Genomic DNA, 17,710 nt, shown 5'->3' with positions numbered 1-17,710 from the left:
GTAGAATTCTTCGTTATCCTGTGGCGACTTCACTGCCTACCTTTTTCATCTTTTTATTACCAAGAACCTTAAATACATACGATACAACAAACGGACAAACTATAGCTGAAACTACACATGCTGCTGCAACTTGAGCTGTAGCTACAGTTGCTATTGCAGCTAGAGTTGGATCTGCGGCGGCAACAGCCGCTGGAGTTGCAACTGCATTTCCTGCAGTTGATCCTGTTGCAAGTCCAATTATAGGCTCCTCTTTAAATAGTTTTAAAAGTACATAAGCACCGATTCCAGTAAATGCTGCTACTAAACCTAATATTATTCCAGGGCCTCCTGCTTTCACAATAGTTTCAAGATTCATTCCTGCACCTAAAGGGAAGGAGAAGAATGGAATTAATAATAATTTACTGCTTCCAAGGAATTTTCTCATTTCAGTATCTATATTTCCTAAGATCATTCCTATTGCTATTGGTATTAACACTGCTAAAAGTGCTTTGAAAGGAATTTGTGCAAGTCCTGATGCTCCTAGTGCTACTAAGGTAAAGAAAGGACCATCCTTTAAGGATAATAAAGCATATGCGCCTACATCAGTTTCATCACCATATTGAGATGCAAGTGACGCATATAATCCTCCATTACAGTTTGTTAATGCTGCAAGAATTGCTAGTGGTGATAAACCTAATACACCGGCAGTTCCAAAAACCTTTCCAACGAATATTCCTATTCCTGCTCCTACTATGAACTTTCCTGTTATCAGCAACGCGCCTTTTTTCAAAGCTTTTGGTGCTAACTTAAAGTTGATTTGAGAACCAATCAAAAACATAAAGCAAGCTAGTATTGTTGATGATGCCGCTGGACCGAAAAGTGCAGTTGTGAATCCACCAATTTTCAAGAATTGCGGAAAGAATGTATTTACTAATACACCTAGAAATAATGGAACTACCATCATACCGCCCGGTATTTTATCAAGTGTCTTTTTAATTGGAATTTGCATTTTTATACCTCCGTTTATTTTTTGTATTGTTTAGTATTTTTAAAGAATCTTAGCTGGAGAATTATTATCCTAAACCCGTGCTACTCCACTTTCTCTCGCTGCCTTCTTTATGGCTTCAGCCACATTAGAGGCAACTGTTCTATCCAAAGCATTTGGGATTACATAGTCTTCATTTAAATCTTCATCCTTTATCATAGAAGCTATAGCATAAGCAGCAGCTATCTTCATCTCTTCATTGATTTCCTTTGCCCTAACATCTAAAGCCCCTCTAAATATTCCTGGAAAAGCAAGCACATTATTTACTTGGTTAGGGAAATCTGACCTTCCTGTACCTATAACCCTAGCCCCTGCAGTCTTTGCATCCTCTGGCATTATTTCTGGAGTTGGATTTGCCATTGCAAACAATATGGAATCTTTATTCATACTTCTTACCATATCTTGAGTTACTATGCCTGGTGCAGAAACTCCTACGAATACATCTGCTCCTACTAGTGCATCAGCTAAGCTTCCTTGAATATTATCAGGATTAGTTACCTTTGCAAGTTCCTTTTTAGCATCATCTACGTTTTCTATTCCTTTATATAAAATACCAACCTTATCACAAGCAATTAGATTTTTTACCCCTGAAGAAAGTAAAAGTTTTGCTATAGCAGTACCTGCAGCACCTGCTCCGTTTACAACAACCTTTATGTCCTCTATCTTTTTATCAACAACCTTCAAGGCATTTATTATTCCTGCAAGAACAACTATTGCAGTTCCATGCTGATCGTCATGGAATACAGGTATGTCTAATTCTTTCTTTAATCTTTCTTCCACTTCAAAGCATCTTGGAGCACCTATATCTTCAAGATTTATTCCTCCAAATCCTGGCGCTATAAGCTTTACTGTTTTTACAATCTCATCAACATTCTTTGTGTCTAAACATATCGGAAAAGCATCGACATCTGCAAAAGCTTTAAATAAAATTGCTTTACCTTCCATAACCGGTAGTCCAGCCTTAGGTCCTATATCTCCAAGACCTAACACAGCTGTACCATCCGTAACCACAGCAACTAAATTCCCTTTCGCTGTATACTTGTACACGTTTTCTTCGTTCTCATAAATCTTTCTGCAAGGTTCTGCAACTCCAGGAGTATATGCCAAGCTTAAATCTTCTCTTGTTTCAATTTCTACTTTTGATACTACCTCTATCTTTCCTATCTTCTTCTCATGTAATTTTAAACTTTCTTCAAAATAATTCATCTCTTTTACCTGCCCTTCACTTATATATTAAATTTCTGTAATCGTTTGCCATGTGTAAATGATAACATCATCCTCAAATCATTAAAATATTATAAACTTTAAAAACAAATTATGGTCATAAAGAACAATTTGTTATTATTTTAACAATCACATTCATCAATATATTACCTTAATACTCCATATCTTGCTTTAATGAAATCTCATTTATAAGACTTGAATATATTTGAAATTGTTATTACCTCATAACTACACGAAAAAACAAGCAATTCGATGAAATAAAAAGCTTCTATCAACATATACTACAAAAATGACTAACAAATATCGATATATGTGTGATTATTAACCTTGTTATAAGTTATTCAATACCATATAATATACTCATAGTAAGTTTTAAATAAATTTTACAAATTTCTATAAATGATTATATTAATAATATTATTTGGAGGGTATCATGTGGACTAGAAAAGAATTAAAGGACAGAGCTAAGGCAGTGTTGAGAAAAATATACTTAAGTGCGCTTGGTGTTAGTATAGTAATAGCATTAGCTGGGGGGAGCCCTAGTTGGAGTGGAAGCAGCTCACATTCAAGAAACTCAAGAAATGATTTCTACTCAGGTATAAATAATGGTTTTTCAAATAATGCACCGAATGATTTTCATTCAAGCATCACTAATGTCTTTCCGTTTCACTTCCTTTTTGCATTTTTAATGTTTGGACTTATAGCACTCTTAGGAGTAATTGCTCTTCGTGTATTCCTTGGATATTCTCTTGAAGTAGGAGGAAGAAGATATTTTGTTAAATCAGCTCAATATAAAGATAACAAGGGATGCTTCGGTTTTGGATTTAATGGATATAACTATGGTGGTATAGTAAAAACAATGTTAGTATCAAAAATCTTTATCTTCTTGTGGACTTTGTTGTTAATAATTCCTGGTATAATAAAATCCTATGCTTATAGCATGGTTCCATATATACTTGCCGATAACCCTAATATCGGAGTTAAAAAGGCAATTGCTTTAAGTAACGAAATGACTAGAGGTCATAAATTTGATATGTTCGTATTAGACTTATCCTTTATCGGCTGGTATCTCTTAGGCGCTATAGCTTTTGGAATAGGTATAATCTTTGTGCTTCCTTATCAAAATGCTACAGATGCTGAGTTATATTTAGTATTAAGAAGAAATGCATTAGATAGCGGCTTTTGTACCTATGAAGACTTATTGTTAGATCAACCTGAATCATATGACAATAGGTGGTAATATAAAAATTAGTATCGTACTTTGAAAATCCTATTTGTTTTAAAGGAGTGTATTTAGGACTGCTGTTAAGCTATTCCTATTACACTCCTTTTTATTTATACTTTTATATTATGATTTTGCTTAATGGATATATAGTTCAGTATTTTTATGTAATTTATTTGGAATATTTGTTTATATAGGCTATGTCTATTACTTTATAATAATAAATTAAGTTTCGTAATTTTTTCACCTGTTATTGGTTAAAATAATTGAAGTATATTTGAGCTTTAAACACTTATCGTAAAGGAGGGTTTATAGATGGATTTTTTACACAGCCAAGAATCGCTTACTGCTATTGAATGGATGTTACGTGCAATTATTGCTTTTTTATTTTTATTGGTTGTTGCGAGATCCTTAGGTCAGCGTACTATCTCACAGCTAAGGCTTCTCGATTTTGTTATTGCACTAGTAATCGGAAACATCATTGCCCATCCATTATCTGATGAACATCTTGGGCTTGAAGGTTCTATGATTACAACAATTGTATTAGTTTTACTTTACCTTTCTGGTATATTTGGCATGCTTAAATCTCCCTATATACGAAAACTTATTAATAGTCACCCAATCATAGTTGTTAAAGATGGTGAGATTTTTTATGAAAGCTTAAAAAAGGCTAGGATTTCTATTGACGTTTTACTAGAAGAGTTAAGAGAATCAAAAGTTGACGATGTGAAGAAAGTAGCATTAGCTATTTGGGAAGCTAACGGCAAGTTTTCCGTTTTTCTAGATCCAAAATATGAGCCTATTACACCTCTTCATTATCAAATGGAAACAGCTCCTTTTAGTATGCCTAGAACTATTATCAAAGATGGAAAAGTTGATTATAAGGAACTTGCACAAATACATAAAGATGAACAATGGCTAGTTTCTAGTTTAGAAAATTCTTATCAAACTAAAGTAAAAAACGTTCTTCTTGCCACAGTTGATGATAAATACAATCTAAAGGTCTTTTTATATAAATAAACCCTTTATAATAAATAGTCATACTTATCATAAAGGGTTTATTCCTAGGGTTGAATAACTCTAAAGCTAAGACTATTCTTAAATGCTCTCAACAGAGGCTGAGAAAATTGTAAAAATGTCTTTTAGGTGAAATTGGTGCATCTTTATATATACTTAGCATATCTCTTAAGAACTTTCGCCATAGGTAATCCTAATGCTACTCCGATAACAATTTGTGCTACATTTCCAGGTATAGATCCTACTGGCGTAATCCAATTACCATAAAGGAATCCTTCAGTAACATAATATCCGAATAACATCCAAATACCAGATAATATCATTGCAACTATATTTAACATAAAGCTATCACCGGATTTATTTTTGCTCCAAGCAATAGTTCCAACCATATACCCCATTACTCCTCTTACTACAAAAGTAAATGGTGCCCATAATGCCCATCCTGACGATAAATCAAAAATCGCCATGCCAACAGCCCCTGCAATAGCTCCTTTTTGCTTTCCAAATACAATTGCTGTAATAAATAGCATTACAGTTCCTAAGTGAACTAATCCACCATTAGACAGAAATGGTAATCTAACATTAATGAATGCTGTAGCTACAAATACTAGTGCAGTTAGTAGCGATGTTATCACCATATCCTTTGTTTTAAATCTAATTTTTCCTCTATTTACTTCCATTCCTCGCCCCGCCTTTGCTTATTTTTATAAAATTGCCTTTTTGTAATAATTTACGATAGCTAACCAATTAACCTTAACACTGTACTTTAACAGCACCTAATTATTTAATACTATCTATCTAAGTATTTATTGAACAACCCAACTAAACTCTTTTCGCTATTAAATCCTAAATCTTTTAGTCCTTTATCTATTACATTCAACGCGTAAATAATCTTGTCTTCACGAGCATTTTCTCCCATATGTCCTATTCTTAAAATTTCATTATCATATGGTTTAAGTGATGTTATTATTAAAGTATTATATTTTTTTAGCATATGCTCTTTAAGCTGTAGTGCACCTATATTTTCTGGCACTTTTACAGCTGTAACTGTGTTAGAATATCCATCCGCTAAAAATAACTCAAGCCCATATTCTTTTATAGCTTCTCTTGTTGCATCAGCAATCTTTTCATGTCTATCAAGTACCTCTTGAACACCTTCATCTAAGATATTGTCTGCAGCTTTACTTAAACCCATGATATCACTTATAGGCATCGTATATGGAAACCACTTATTTTCATAATAATTTTCCCAAATAGTTAAATTACAATAAAAGCCTATAATAGGAGTTTTTCTATTCTTCATTACTGCTTTAGCTTTTTCACTGACACTTACCATTGTCAAACCTGCAGGGGCTGAAAATGCCTTTTGGGATCCACCTAAAGCTATATCAACTTTCCATTCATCTACTCTTAGCGCTTCTCCAGCCATTGCTGAAACAGAATCAACCACAGTTAATATTCCATACTCACTTAGTAACGGGCATATATTTGACAAATCATTTAAAACACCTGTAGGAGTATCACAATGAACTATTGTTGCGTACTTAAAGTTATGATCTTTCTCTAGGAATTCCTCTAGCTTTCTTACATCTATAGCCCTACTGTAATCATCTGAGAAAAGTACGCCTTCTCCTCCGTACATTTCAACAAAGTCTTTAAAGCCTCCTCCATAGATTCCGTTATCTAATACAAGCACTCTATCTCCAGGTTCAGTCAAAGAAGCACAAGCTGCTTCCAATCCTAAAATCCCTTCTCCACTAAGTATGTAAACTGGATTTTCAGTTTTTATTATTTTACCAATCTTATTACAGTTTTCCTTATAAAACTCTACAAACTCCTCATCAACATCTGGATTAGTGGTAAGCCTAGCCCTCTCTAGCCTTACATTTTCTCTCACACTGGTAGGACCTGGTGCATAAACAAATTTGTCGCTCATTTTTAATACCTCCTCTTTTCCGATATCTAATATTTATGAATGTATCACTTCATCGTAAAATCTATATTTTCAAATTCTCCTCTCATAATACAGAGGAGAATTTGAAAATAGTTTCCGTATTGAAATGATGCATTTATAATAAAATACCACATAAAATCAAAAAAGTGAATTGTATCGATACAATTCACTATCTTATATAATATATTTTCTATACTTTACTATTATCTAAGAATTCACTTAAGGACCATTCTTTTTTATCTATACTTATATCTTCTCCATTAACGTTATTAGATATAAGCATTCTTATATTGGATTTTACAAATTCATAGCTTCCAACTATATAAAAAACAGGCTTTTCTATCTGAAGTAATTGATCGAGCTTTTTATAAAACCCTTGTCTATCGCTTATCCAATAATTTTTATAACTTTCGTCAACAAGATTATCAAGCTCATCTTTATATATAAAGTCCCCTGACGAATCTACATTAATATTAATCACGTAAGGAATATTAGAACCATCCTCTTTAAAAGCAAGAATAATTGGTCTCATCGCAGCAATGCCAACGCCCATAGATAATAAAATCAACGGCCTACCATTACGCTTTAAAGTCATTAATGAACCTACTTTAAATAATACAACCTCATCACCTATAGCTAGATTAGATAGCTTATCTTTAAATTCTGAAGGTATGCTAGAAAACCTTGTAGTAATACCAACTTTATTCTCTTTCGGTAATGTCATTATAGACATATGCCGTACTAAATCTTTATTTGGTTTATCACCAGCATCAAATCCGACGTGTGCAATGTGTGTATGAGCACCTTCTTCCCATGTGAAATCTTCTGGTTTCTCAAAATAATATGTCTTTGTATATTTTGCTTCATCAACTATATCTATAATTCTTATATTATGTTTTATCATATTAGCTCCTTATCAACAACAGATATCATTTCATAATGATTATCACTTAATAGTAGCATGATATATTTTTTAAGTCAATGATATACAAGTATATATAACTGGATGCCAAAAACATTATTTTAAGCTAAGAAACAAAAACCCACAAAAATCTAACTCTTAAATCTTTGTGGGCTTTATTTACTATTTTTTCAATTCATTTATAACTGATTCTACAGGCATAACTCTTGCAAAAGCAAATTCAAAGTTTCCAAAGGATCCTTGTTCTTGTTCCACTGTATATGAGGCAGTTGCCTCTCTTGGAACAACTACATTGTAATCACGGTAAAAGGCATCTCTAACTGTTGACTCAACACATACATTTGTTGCTATTCCTGTAACCACTAGTGTATTTATGCCTAAGCTGCGCAATACATCATCAAGTTGAGTGTTGTAAAATCCACTGAAACGATGCTTTTTAACAATATAGTCATCTTCCTCTGGTTTTAATTCATTAATGATTTCACCATCCCAAGTTCCTTCAATACAATGACCTAGATCCATAATTGGCGGGAATACCTTAGCTATCAATCCTGCATCTGCTCCATCTTTACGATGTGAATGCTGTATGTATATAACCGGTAGGCCTTGCGCTTTAAATTCTGACTTTAGTTTCTTAATAGGTTCGATTGCAATTGATGTCCTTGACGTATCAAGTCCCATTTTTGATAATGATCCTTCTTTTTCAATAAAAGCATTTTGCATATCTATTATTAATAAAGCACTATTTTCTTTTTTATATGATAAGTCACTCATGTTGTAACACTCCTTTTATTTAATTCTATCAATGACGAATTTCTCATTACTCAACAATTTAAGGTTAGATGTACCAGTTCAATCCGAAATCTACTTTAAAAACTCTCACGGGTTTTGGTGAGAGAATTTAAAAATAATAGGCTTCAATATGAAGTGGTGCATCTATAGAACAACCTCTTGAAAAAAATTCTTCATAAGATTTGTCTATAAATATGAAAAAACAGCTAATCAATCGATTAACCGTTTTTCCATTATAAGTTAGCAATTTTTAATAATTTAGGATTATAAAATTACTTCTTTACTTCTTGCTTACCAGTTACTTTTGAAGTAGCATCCATCTTGAATCCAGCTTTAGCAGCATCGTCTTTGAAGTAGATGTTTCCATCAACTGTAGCATCAACTAATTGGAAATCAGCAGTTTCAACATATACATCACCCTTGAATGTTCCGTGTTGGATACTAGCAACTGGGCTCTTTATAGTTAATTTTGGTGCTGTTAAAGTAAATCTAGCTGTTACCTTACGGTTCTCATCTTGAGTGTAAAGAGCTATCTTTCTTTGTAAAGTTTCTTTACCTGCAGCATCCTTCTTACCATTCTTGAATTCGCCTTCTAATACTAATTCCTTGTCAGTTGTTATGTCCTTAGTAGCAGCGATGATCCACTTTCCATCTTTTCCTAATGTTTTAGCGAAAACGTCTGCTTTGTCAGTTACTGATGCTGATGCTACTGCGTCAGTAGTAGTTTTTGCAGGTTCAGTTGTCTTAGTTGTTGTAGCTTCCTTAGAACCACATCCAGCTAATAGTGCTGCTGCCATAACAGTTGATAGTAGTATTGCTTTGATTTTCATAAAAAAATCCCCCTTAAATTGTTTTTAAATTTATTATAATATAATAGATAAAGAGACGTTAACACATCAAATTTTATCCTTATATTTATAAGCAATAATTATTTGTTAAAAATTAAATTGATATCTAATTAATCAATCATTTATAATCTTTATTTAATAAAATCTTACTAATAACTTTTCTGTTGTTTTTAATAAGATATTTTTATTTTCGCCTTCTGGTAGAGTATTAATTAACTTAAAAGCTTTACTAGTATATCTCTCAGCTAACGCCCTAGATTTTTCAATTCCTCCAAAGTTCTTCACTATATCGGCAATCTCCTTAATATCTTTATCTTCAAGAATTTCCTTATCAAGAATTAAAGATAAATCAGGATTTTTTTTCTCTAGTACATATATTAGCGGTAAAGTATAAAGGCCTTGTTTTATATCAGTACCTATTGACTTTCCAACTACTTCTTCAGTACCAGTATAATCTAAAATATCATCAATTATTTGAAATGCCATACCTATATTATGTCCTATATTAGATAGTTTTCTAGCTAATCTTTCATCACATCCACTTGCAGTAGCACCACTATAAAAACTTAATGAAAATAGTTCTGCAGTTTTTGAAGATATTCTTTTTAAGTATCTCTTTACCGATACCTGTTTGTTATATTTTGAAGAGAATTGTTCTATTTCTCCCATACAGATTCTAGCCATTACATTTGAGTCTGCTTTAATATTTCTTAAAGTTGAATGCTCAGATAAAATCTTAAAACATCTACAGAATAAAAAGTCTCCTATATATACTGCATAATCTTTACCATACTTAGATTGAACCGTTTCAGTCCCCCTTCTAAGCTTGGAGTCATCTACTATGTCATCATGAACTAAAGTCGCCATATGTAACATCTCAAGTACAGCTGCCAGAGGATAAATCTCATCTTCCTTAAACTCACCAAATCTTGCAGCAATAATCAAAAATGCTGGTCTAAGTAACTTACCACCTGAATTTACTAGTTCTAAAATCGCATTTTCAACAAGCTTTTCTTTACACTTAATATTCTTTTTTATTATTTTAATGACTTCTTCTAAATCATTATTCACAACTGGATATTCACTCCAAAATTTATCCATGCAATCACCCTTTATCGTCAAATAGTTTATTAGTTGCGTTTAGCCTATTTAGATGGTTTAAAGTATATCTAGAAGTTAACCCAACAAAAAAGCCTGTACCTATTCCTGCTATTGTTAAAACGGGAAGATATAAACTTACATTAACATTTTGAACTATCAATGCAGCCATAGTAATTTGACCAATGTTATGGAAAACCGACCCTGCAGCACTAACACCTATTAAAGTTACATTATCTTTACCTATTCTTTTTATTAATACCATTATAATAAAGCTAAATAATGCTCCAGCGATGCTATATAATAGACTAGATATACTCCCTCCAAACATTGATGCAAGCAGTAATCTAACTATAATAACTAGGAGAGTTTCTATTTCACCAAATGAATACAGTGATACAACAGTCACAATATTAGCTAAGCCAAGTTTTGCTCCTGGAGTTATAAAGGGTATTGGTATCATAGATTCAACTATATGAAGTACCAGAGCCTGAGATACAAGCAATGATAAAAATACCATCTTTCGAGTTTTTCTCATTTAATCACCTCAAAAGGATTGTTCATCCGTCTCCTGTTTTCCTTCACCTATTACTCTCACAACTACCTTATGGGGTAAACATATCAATGATTCGCCAGGTTTGCTGATAGCATGAGCCTTTACACATATTTTATCATAACAATCTGCATCAATGACCTTTACTTGTCCGTTATTTATTTCAACAATATTCTCCCCTATTTCATTCTTTACAGTAAAGGTTACCTTTTCAGTATCTTTCTTCAGAGGAAGTTTTTTAAATAACTTCCCCTGAGAATATACCTCTACATATAAACTGTCATGCTTATTTATATTTGTAATAAGCATTACACCTTCAGGAATGAATGAGATTATAATTAGTGCAACTATTATGATTACATCCCATTTTTTCATTATTACCTCTTTTCATAACCTTTTTAAAGTTTAGCTGAGGTTCCATTGTTATATACTGAAGTTTCATTTTTATATATTGGCTTTTGTTTTCCAAGCCAGAAGTTTCCTAAATGTTTACCAAGCCATGGCATTACAAAGTAATCAAGACCTACTGATTTTCCTGCACCAGCCATAAGAGCTATAGCACCAAAGAAGAACCAAAGTATATCGTATCCAGCCATCGCTGATAATACAAAGTTAACAGTTAAGAATGCTGAAGCTGCACTTGCAAGCCAAGTAAATAATCCAGCAAGAAGGCATAAACCTATTGCAAGCTCTGTACAAACAACAATTCTTTGGAACCAGATAGCTACATCTGCATTTGGTATCATGATTTTCATAATTGCTTTAAAGAATCCTGGCATACTGCTTAATATAGGTGTAACTTGAGTAGTTGCCCCTTCTGTTGTAGCAGAAGCACTAGCAGTACCATCTAATAACCAGTCAAAAGGTAATTTAATGTTTCCAGCTTTAAACCAGCTGTCTGATCCAAGTCCAGAAGTTATTTTACCAAAGCCTGAAGCATTTGCCCAAGTTTGTTCACCAATTAACTTCTTCAATGCTTCTAGTACCCACATTGAACCTATATATAATCTTAAAGGAATTAGCCAGAATGATGGAGATTTAGCTGATGCATGTCCTCCTATCATAGAACGTCTTTCCTTAATATCAAAGAATTCATGGAATAAGTATCTAAAAATTAAATAGAATCCGCCAACACCGAATAAGTAATGTAAATTAACCATATGTTTCATTGCTGTAGCTAAGAAACCAGTAAGCTTCATTCCACCTACATCTGCAACTGCATAATGACTACCTATTGAAACCATGAACCCGTGATAGTTTGATTTGAATGCTTTTTTCTCTGATTTTTCAATATCTGCAATAATATTATGAGATACTGTTTCAGCTGTTTGAAGAGCTGCTTCAACTATTTGAGGTAGTGGCTTTGAATTTTCTTCTAAGAACGCAGCATCACCTACAACATAAACATTTTCTTTATCAAGTGATTGCATAAATTCATTCGTACTTACTCTTCCTCTATTGTTTAGAGTTAGTCCAAATTCTTTAGCAAAAGAATTTCCTTGTACACCACAAGTCCAAATTAATGTTCTTGTTGAAATCTTTCTTCCGTCTTTAAGATTTACTTCATTAGGTGTAACTTCTGTAATAGCCGAATTCTTTAATATTTCAACATTATTTCTAACCATGTATTGCTCAGCTTTTAAGGCCATCTTTTCATCTAATATGTTAAGAATGTTGCCTAAAGCTTCTACAACCATTAACTTTACATCATTTAGATCAACATTGTATTCCTTACAAAGCTTCTTTTTCCACTCCATAAGTTCACCAATCATCTCTATTCCGGTAAAACCAGCACCTGCAACAGCAAAAGTAAGCATAGCCTGTCTCTTTTGTTCATTTCTCTCTCTACTAGCAAGCTTAAACATCTCTTCAATGTGATGTCTTATCTTAAGAGCGTCATTTAATGACCAAAGGGAGAATCCATTTTCCTGAACTCCTGGTATTCCAAAATAAGCTGGCTCACTTCCTGTACCTAATATTAAATAATCATATTTATATTCACTATAGTCTGTAGTCAAAACTTGTTTGTTAACATCTACAGTTTTTACTTCTTCAGTGATAATATTAACTTTAGTCTTATAAAATATCTTTCTTAAATCAACTTGTACAGAATCAGCCTCTACTCTTCCCCCAGCTACTTCGTGCAGCTCAGTCATTAGCGTATGAATCGGATTTCTGTCAATTAGTGTAATTTCTACGTCATTATTTTTTTTGTATTTCTTACTTAAAAGTTTCGCAGCTTGTACACCACCATAACCTGCTCCTAAAATTACAATGTTCTTTTTTGACACCACTTACCACCCCGTATTATTTATTTTTCAGCCATCAAAACTCCAGAATTATATATATATTAACTCACCCTATGGAAAAGGTTTTCAGACTAGAGTCCTTCAGAACTTATATTGTTTCGATGATTAATTTAAATAATTTATATTAAAATCCTTTATTAATAAAAGAATTTTATGTGTACTTATAATTAGGTATATCTCATTGTGGAAGCAGTTCCACAAGCATTTTTCGACATCTTTTCACATTATCTTTATGTCATTACTATGATTATCATTATAATAGCTTGTGAACCATTTATCAATAAAAAATTTTTAACTGATACGACAAAATTTTCATTTTTAATAGGTCTATCTTCAAACAGTTTAATATTTTTATTTACTTTAATTAATGTTATAAGCATAAATAATGAAGTTAATGGAATAACTCTTAGTAGCGCAAGCAGCACTATATCTACATACCCAACATAATATAATAGTTTAAAAAGCTTTAAAGCCATCGGTCTTCCTATGTAATATGGTAGAGTAAATCTATTGTTTTGAATATCCTCTTCTACATCACAAATGTTATTGGCAAGCATTATGTTTGCGATCCCACCTATCGCAGGTATAGAAAACAAAAATATACAAACAATTTCCATTAGATTGATACCAATACTTAGCATATAGTTTTGATAAGTAAATGATATTATATTAGTGTCAAAAATATGAATGTACACTGACAAGAATATAATTACAAACCCCATAAAAAATCCAGAGAATACTTCTCCTAATGGCATTCTTGAAATAGGAATAGGACCAAAAGTATAAAATATTCCTACTATAAAGGAAATAATACCGATTAATAAAACTATTATATTTGTATTAATAGTAAGCATAATTCCTGCTATAGTTGCAATTGCTAATAATATAAATATTATAAATAATACTTTTGATTTATTTGCTCCATATTTAGCGATTAAGCTATTATCTTCAGAGCTATTCTTTGCTTTTGTATGATCAATATAATTATTAATTGCCGTAGTTGCCATATCAAAGCAAATCAATGAAATAAACATTATTATAAAATTCTTTAAGTTAAAACTTTTATATCTATAAATAGCAAAAGCTGAACCTAAAGAAAATGGGATCATGCTTGCTAATTTAGTTTTTATTTCCACTAACTCAAAAAATTTACCGATTGACAAATTTATCACTCATTTCATCCTAATTGTATTTAAAAAGTCAAAAATTTCGTTTTGTTTGAATATAAAAGCTAATTAATTTGCCAACTTAAAATCAGAACTTAAATCTTCAACCTTAGTATCCCATTTTGAGGACTTATATATCTTAAAATCTGTAGTTACTGCCATACAGGAGATTCCTTCTATACTATCAATGATCTTCATTCCTTTTTCTACGCCACATACAAAAGTAACCTTTGTAAGGATATCTGCAAGCATATTACAATCTGGTATGCTGCTGTCAATTTGTATGGTATCACTCATAACCCCCGCATCTGCAGGATATCCAGTGAATGGATCTAGTATATGATGATATCGCTTACCATCCTTTATAAAAAATCTCTGATAATCTCCAGAGGTAGAAAGTGCGCCTTGATCTAGTTTAGCTATACCAATATTGCCTTCATTTTTTTCTTTCCTTGGGTTCTGAATCGCCACAGACCACTGAGTTTTATCTGGTTTTACTCCAAGTGTATATATGGAACTACCACCAAGATTTATGATGGCACTATTCACATCATATTTTTTAAATATCTTTACAATCTCATCTGCTGTAAATCCTTTTGCAACACCACCAAGATCTATAGCCATACCAGCTTTCATAAGCTTAACGCTATTGTCAGATTCATTGATACTGATATTTTTATAGCCTACAAGTGCTAATTTGTCTTTAATTTCAGAATCTGCAGGGACTCTCTCTTCATCAGTACCAATCCCCCACAGTTTTATAAGTGGGCTTACTGTTATATCAAAAGCTCCATTGCTAAGCTTAGAATACTCCATTGAAGTTTTTATAATCTTCACAATTTCAGGATGTACCTTAACATATTCTTTTCCTGCAGCTTTATTAATTTCATTTACATCACTAGTATCTATTGAGCTACTAGCTATCTTTTCGATCTCATCTACTCTTTTAAAAGCTTCATCTATTGCTTTACTAGCATTAGGTCCATAAGCCGTTAAATGCATAATAGTATCCATTTTAGTAGCATATTTATCAACTTTTTCATCTTTTTTTGAACAAGAAACCATTGGTATGATTAAAAGTATGCATAACCCAATAGCTAATACCTTTTTTTTCATCTGTTGTCCTCCAAAAACATATTGACATTAATATTGCTGCTGAAACTTGTGTTACATTATCAAAAATAACCAAAATCAAATTGTAATTAAACTTTTATTAAATACCATTGTATTAAAAGTTTATCTACTTTAATTATGTAACAATAACTATATTTATGCAAGTCTTTAATGTAAATTGTTATTTTTTTATCTTTATTTAATTGTATCATAAAAACATATAAAAAAATACTGGCAACTTATCACCAGTAATTTATTTTCTGACATATATTGGTCACCCAAAAATGTAACATCCTTAATTTAAATTTTTCTGTATACTTAAAAATACTGTATAATAATCTATTAATCATTTTAGCATTAAAAATTCTTCTTCATCTATAAGCTTTATATTTTGACCTTTTGCATTTAAATCTATAGCTTTTTTTAACTTTAGACTCATTTCCTCTCTACGCAAGTTTTTTATATTTTTCATATTAGTAACTAAAATAGTTGTATTTCTAGTAACTGAACTTCCCGTAGCTCCCCCAAGTCTTTTAACCAAATTCATCGCTTCTTCTCTAGACATCGAAGTTAATTTCCCAGTAAATACGACCAGCTCATTTCTAAACAAATCACTATCTAACCTTTCAAATTTATACTCTCTCTTAGCTTGATAAGTTCGATTAGAAGTTTTAAAAACTTTTGTTTTACTTGATGAAGGACTATACCCATCGCTGTCTACAGTTCCAATAGTTACTCCTATTAATTTGGATATTTCATTAATATCCGTACACTTTAATTCTTCCGATATGTTTAGCAATATATTACTGCAGGCAAGAGCATCATATAGTGCATCATGGTGCTTAAACTCATATCCTAAAAAGTCATTAACTGTATTTAATTTTGCATTTTCAATTCCTTTATAAAAGTTTTTAGAAAGCTTCATTGTGCATATATAGTTGAAACTTGGAAGTTTTATGTTATAAAGCTCTGCACTATTTCTTAAAACAGATATATCAAAGGAAGCATTGTGTGCTATCACTAACTCCCCACTAAAATGATATTTTATTTTTTGCCAGACCTCATCAAACTCTGGTTCGTTTTCAACCATACTTGGTCTTATTCCATGAATTCCTATATTAATTGGCATAAACCTCATCTCTTTAGGTTTTATTAAGTGATGTATCTTTTCCACTATTTTTCCACTTTTAACAACTACAATACCAATTGAGCATGGACTATTTCTTTTTTCATTTGCAGTTTCAAAATCTATAGCTATAAAATTCATTTTTTCTCCATTTGATCTTTTTATAATATTGTTTAATCTTGATTATAAAACAATCCAGCTCCTTCAATAATATCTTGTTCTTCAAATAAACTTAACACGGCTTCATTATAATCACTTAATTTTTCTGATTTTCTGATTTTCTTTATATATTTTTTATTATCAGAGAATATGTGACTCATATACCCCCACAATTCTTTCATTCTAAATATTGCATTTCTATCTTCATTAAATAATTCTATGTACTGCTTAAAAATTTCATCATGAAAATCTTTCAAAACTTTTTTATCTGTATTTTTATTATTTCTTATCAAATCCATTAATCCTGGATTTGCAAGTATGCCTCTTCCAAGCATTACAGTTTCCACTTCTGGAAAAGCTTCTGTTATCCTATTATAGTCGTTAACAGTAAAAATATCACCATTATAGCATACCGGATTAGTGCTTAAAGATAATGCATCTTTAAATACTTCTAGATTAGGTTTATTTCCATAAAAATCTTTTTGCGTTCTTGGATGAATAATTAGCTCTTCTATAGGATATTTATTGTAAATTTTTATTAACTCATAAAATTCTTCTGGACTATTTTTTCCAATTCTAGTTTTTATAGAAATCTTTATGTCATCGATTTTATATATTTGATCTAAAAACATATCCAGCTCTTCTCTTTTCGCTAGAAATCCTGCACCTTTATTTTTAGCAACAACTGTTCCAGATGGACAGCCTAAATTAAGATTAACCTCACTATACCCTAACTGTTGTAGTCTATTGGTAGTATTAATAAAACCTTCTGAATCGTTAGTAAGTATTTGAGGAACTATGTTCATTCCTTTATTATTTTCAGGTAAGGCATCCCTTAACTCTCTAGTTTTAAGACTTACACCTTTATTTGAAACAATAAAAGGGGTAAAGTATTTATCGATATTATGAAAAAACTTTTCATAAGTATTTCTGTAGATATATCCCGTAATTCCTTCCATTGGTGCTAAATAATATTTCATTCAATAACTCCTTATATAAATATTCTATTTATCTTCTAAACTAATATTAACTTTAATAAGTCTTCTTTTATTATAAGTAAAAATCCACGATATTTCTATCGCGGATTTTTGGTAAGAACCAAGTATTGCATTTTAAATTTATAGAACGTAGGATAACTATTCCGCCTAAATATCTAAACTACTTCAATCCTTAAACTCCAAAT

Annotated in this window: 17 protein-coding genes; 2 read left to right on the top strand and 15 right to left on the bottom strand. The window is 31.7% G+C overall.

From position 1 onward, the window contains the following. Window positions 1–13 precede the first annotated feature (13 nt). Together JHL18_RS03845 and JHL18_RS03840 are read right to left on the bottom strand one after the other, a co-directional pair. Complete coding sequence (locus JHL18_RS03845) at window positions 14–988, bottom strand: 2-keto-3-deoxygluconate permease (protein ID WP_207752955.1); 975 nt, start codon at window positions 986–988, stop codon at window positions 14–16. 69 nt (window positions 989–1,057) lie between these two features. After that, window positions 1,058–2,230 carry an NAD(P)-dependent malic enzyme gene (locus JHL18_RS03840; RefSeq protein WP_200266313.1) on the bottom strand — a complete coding sequence of 391 codons (1,173 nt, stop codon included), beginning with the start codon at window positions 2,228–2,230 and terminating at the stop codon, window positions 1,058–1,060. Between the two features lie 451 nt (window positions 2,231–2,681). Here JHL18_RS03840 and JHL18_RS03835 point away from each other — a divergent pair, with 451 nt between their 5' ends. Both JHL18_RS03835 and JHL18_RS03830 read left to right on the top strand, forming a co-directional pair. Continuing rightward, a complete protein-coding gene (locus JHL18_RS03835; RefSeq protein WP_200266311.1) occupies window positions 2,682–3,488 on the top strand; it encodes a DUF975 family protein in 807 nt (268 codons plus the stop codon). A 297-nt stretch (window positions 3,489–3,785) separates the two neighbouring features. Beyond that, window positions 3,786–4,490, top strand: coding sequence for a DUF421 domain-containing protein (locus tag JHL18_RS03830; RefSeq protein ID WP_200266309.1), 705 nt, complete (start codon window positions 3,786–3,788; stop codon window positions 4,488–4,490). Window positions 4,491–4,633: 143 nt separating this feature from the next. On the opposite strand, the gene JHL18_RS03825 is transcribed toward JHL18_RS03830, so the two are convergent. From JHL18_RS03825 to JHL18_RS03765, 13 genes are all read right to left on the bottom strand, one after another. After that, window positions 4,634–5,167, bottom strand: a complete 534-nt coding sequence (locus tag JHL18_RS03825; RefSeq protein WP_200266308.1) for an ECF transporter S component — start codon at window positions 5,165–5,167, stop codon at window positions 4,634–4,636. Between the two features lie 110 nt (window positions 5,168–5,277). Then, entirely contained in the window at window positions 5,278–6,423 is a 1,146-nt protein-coding gene (locus tag JHL18_RS03820; protein ID WP_200266307.1) for a pyridoxal-phosphate-dependent aminotransferase family protein, read from the bottom strand. 208 nt (window positions 6,424–6,631) lie between these two features. Then, window positions 6,632–7,345 (bottom strand): FAD-dependent oxidoreductase, encoded by a 714-nt coding sequence (locus JHL18_RS03815; RefSeq protein WP_200266306.1) that lies wholly within the window; start codon window positions 7,343–7,345, stop codon window positions 6,632–6,634. Between the two features lie 180 nt (window positions 7,346–7,525). After that, window positions 7,526–8,137: a cysteine hydrolase family protein gene (locus tag JHL18_RS03810; RefSeq protein WP_200266305.1), complete on the bottom strand. Its 612-nt coding sequence runs from the start codon at window positions 8,135–8,137 to the stop codon at window positions 7,526–7,528. Between the two features lie 290 nt (window positions 8,138–8,427). Beyond that, entirely contained in the window at window positions 8,428–8,985 is a 558-nt protein-coding gene (locus JHL18_RS03805) for a hypothetical protein (protein WP_200266304.1), read from the bottom strand. 153 nt (window positions 8,986–9,138) lie between these two features. Then, on the bottom strand, window positions 9,139–10,104 hold the full coding sequence (locus JHL18_RS03800; protein ID WP_200266303.1) for a polyprenyl synthetase family protein: 966 nt from the start codon (window positions 10,102–10,104) through the stop codon (window positions 9,139–9,141). 4 nt (window positions 10,105–10,108) lie between these two features. Further along, on the bottom strand, window positions 10,109–10,639 hold the full coding sequence (locus JHL18_RS03795) for a Gx transporter family protein (RefSeq protein WP_200266302.1): 531 nt from the start codon (window positions 10,637–10,639) through the stop codon (window positions 10,109–10,111). A 9-nt stretch (window positions 10,640–10,648) separates the two neighbouring features. After that, on the bottom strand, window positions 10,649–11,029 hold the full coding sequence (locus JHL18_RS03790) for a NusG domain II-containing protein (protein ID WP_207752954.1): 381 nt from the start codon (window positions 11,027–11,029) through the stop codon (window positions 10,649–10,651). Window positions 11,030–11,052: 23 nt separating this feature from the next. Then, window positions 11,053–12,945, bottom strand: coding sequence for an FAD-dependent oxidoreductase (locus JHL18_RS26430; protein ID WP_200266301.1), 1,893 nt, complete (start codon window positions 12,943–12,945; stop codon window positions 11,053–11,055). Between the two features lie 248 nt (window positions 12,946–13,193). Next, on the bottom strand, window positions 13,194–14,135 hold the full coding sequence (locus JHL18_RS03780; RefSeq protein ID WP_338025440.1) for a 1,4-dihydroxy-2-naphthoate polyprenyltransferase: 942 nt from the start codon (window positions 14,133–14,135) through the stop codon (window positions 13,194–13,196). Between the two features lie 63 nt (window positions 14,136–14,198). Beyond that, entirely contained in the window at window positions 14,199–15,245 is a 1,047-nt protein-coding gene (locus tag JHL18_RS03775) for an FAD:protein FMN transferase (protein WP_200266300.1), read from the bottom strand. Window positions 15,246–15,588: 343 nt separating this feature from the next. After that, a complete protein-coding gene (locus tag JHL18_RS03770) occupies window positions 15,589–16,509 on the bottom strand; it encodes an exonuclease domain-containing protein (RefSeq protein WP_200266299.1) in 921 nt (306 codons plus the stop codon). 32 nt (window positions 16,510–16,541) lie between these two features. Beyond that, on the bottom strand, window positions 16,542–17,507 hold the full coding sequence (locus JHL18_RS03765) for a tRNA dihydrouridine synthase (protein ID WP_200266298.1): 966 nt from the start codon (window positions 17,505–17,507) through the stop codon (window positions 16,542–16,544). Window positions 17,508–17,710: the final 203 nt, after the last annotated feature.

This window comes from Clostridium yunnanense, assembly GCF_016595795.1.
Classification (GTDB): Bacteria; Bacillota; Clostridia; order Clostridiales; family Clostridiaceae; genus Clostridium_AR; species Clostridium_AR yunnanense.
Note: the sequence above shows the minus strand (reverse complement) of the source record. Positions and strands in the feature narration are given on the sequence as shown.

What these genes read in the sequence shown, in the direction of transcription:
- JHL18_RS03805 (WP_200266304.1), bottom strand. Translation starts at nt 8,985, where the DNA reads ATGAAAATCAAAGCAATACTACTATCAACTGTTATGGCAGCAGCACTA.
- JHL18_RS03840 (WP_200266313.1), bottom strand. Translation starts at nt 2,230, where the DNA reads ATGAATTATTTTGAAGAAAGTTTAAAATTACATGAGAAGAAGATAGGA.
- JHL18_RS03800 (WP_200266303.1), bottom strand. Translation starts at nt 10,104, where the DNA reads ATGGATAAATTTTGGAGTGAATATCCAGTTGTGAATAATGATTTAGAA.
- JHL18_RS03820 (WP_200266307.1), bottom strand. Translation starts at nt 6,423, where the DNA reads ATGAGCGACAAATTTGTTTATGCACCAGGTCCTACCAGTGTGAGAGAA.
- JHL18_RS03845 (WP_207752955.1), bottom strand. Translation starts at nt 988, where the DNA reads ATGCAAATTCCAATTAAAAAGACACTTGATAAAATACCGGGCGGTATG.
- JHL18_RS03775 (WP_200266300.1), bottom strand. Translation starts at nt 15,245, where the DNA reads ATGAAAAAAAAGGTATTAGCTATTGGGTTATGCATACTTTTAATCATA.
- JHL18_RS03790 (WP_207752954.1), bottom strand. Translation starts at nt 11,029, where the DNA reads ATGAAAAAATGGGATGTAATCATAATAGTTGCACTAATTATAATCTCA.
- JHL18_RS03825 (WP_200266308.1), bottom strand. Translation starts at nt 5,167, where the DNA reads ATGGAAGTAAATAGAGGAAAAATTAGATTTAAAACAAAGGATATGGTG.
- JHL18_RS03770 (WP_200266299.1), bottom strand. Translation starts at nt 16,509, where the DNA reads ATGAATTTTATAGCTATAGATTTTGAAACTGCAAATGAAAAAAGAAAT.
- JHL18_RS03795 (WP_200266302.1), bottom strand. Translation starts at nt 10,639, where the DNA reads ATGAGAAAAACTCGAAAGATGGTATTTTTATCATTGCTTGTATCTCAG.
- JHL18_RS03830 (WP_200266309.1), top strand. Translation starts at nt 3,786, where the DNA reads ATGGATTTTTTACACAGCCAAGAATCGCTTACTGCTATTGAATGGATG.
- JHL18_RS03765 (WP_200266298.1), bottom strand. Translation starts at nt 17,507, where the DNA reads ATGAAATATTATTTAGCACCAATGGAAGGAATTACGGGATATATCTAC.
- JHL18_RS03810 (WP_200266305.1), bottom strand. Translation starts at nt 8,137, where the DNA reads ATGAGTGACTTATCATATAAAAAAGAAAATAGTGCTTTATTAATAATA.
- JHL18_RS03835 (WP_200266311.1), top strand. Translation starts at nt 2,682, where the DNA reads ATGTGGACTAGAAAAGAATTAAAGGACAGAGCTAAGGCAGTGTTGAGA.
- JHL18_RS03815 (WP_200266306.1), bottom strand. Translation starts at nt 7,345, where the DNA reads ATGATAAAACATAATATAAGAATTATAGATATAGTTGATGAAGCAAAA.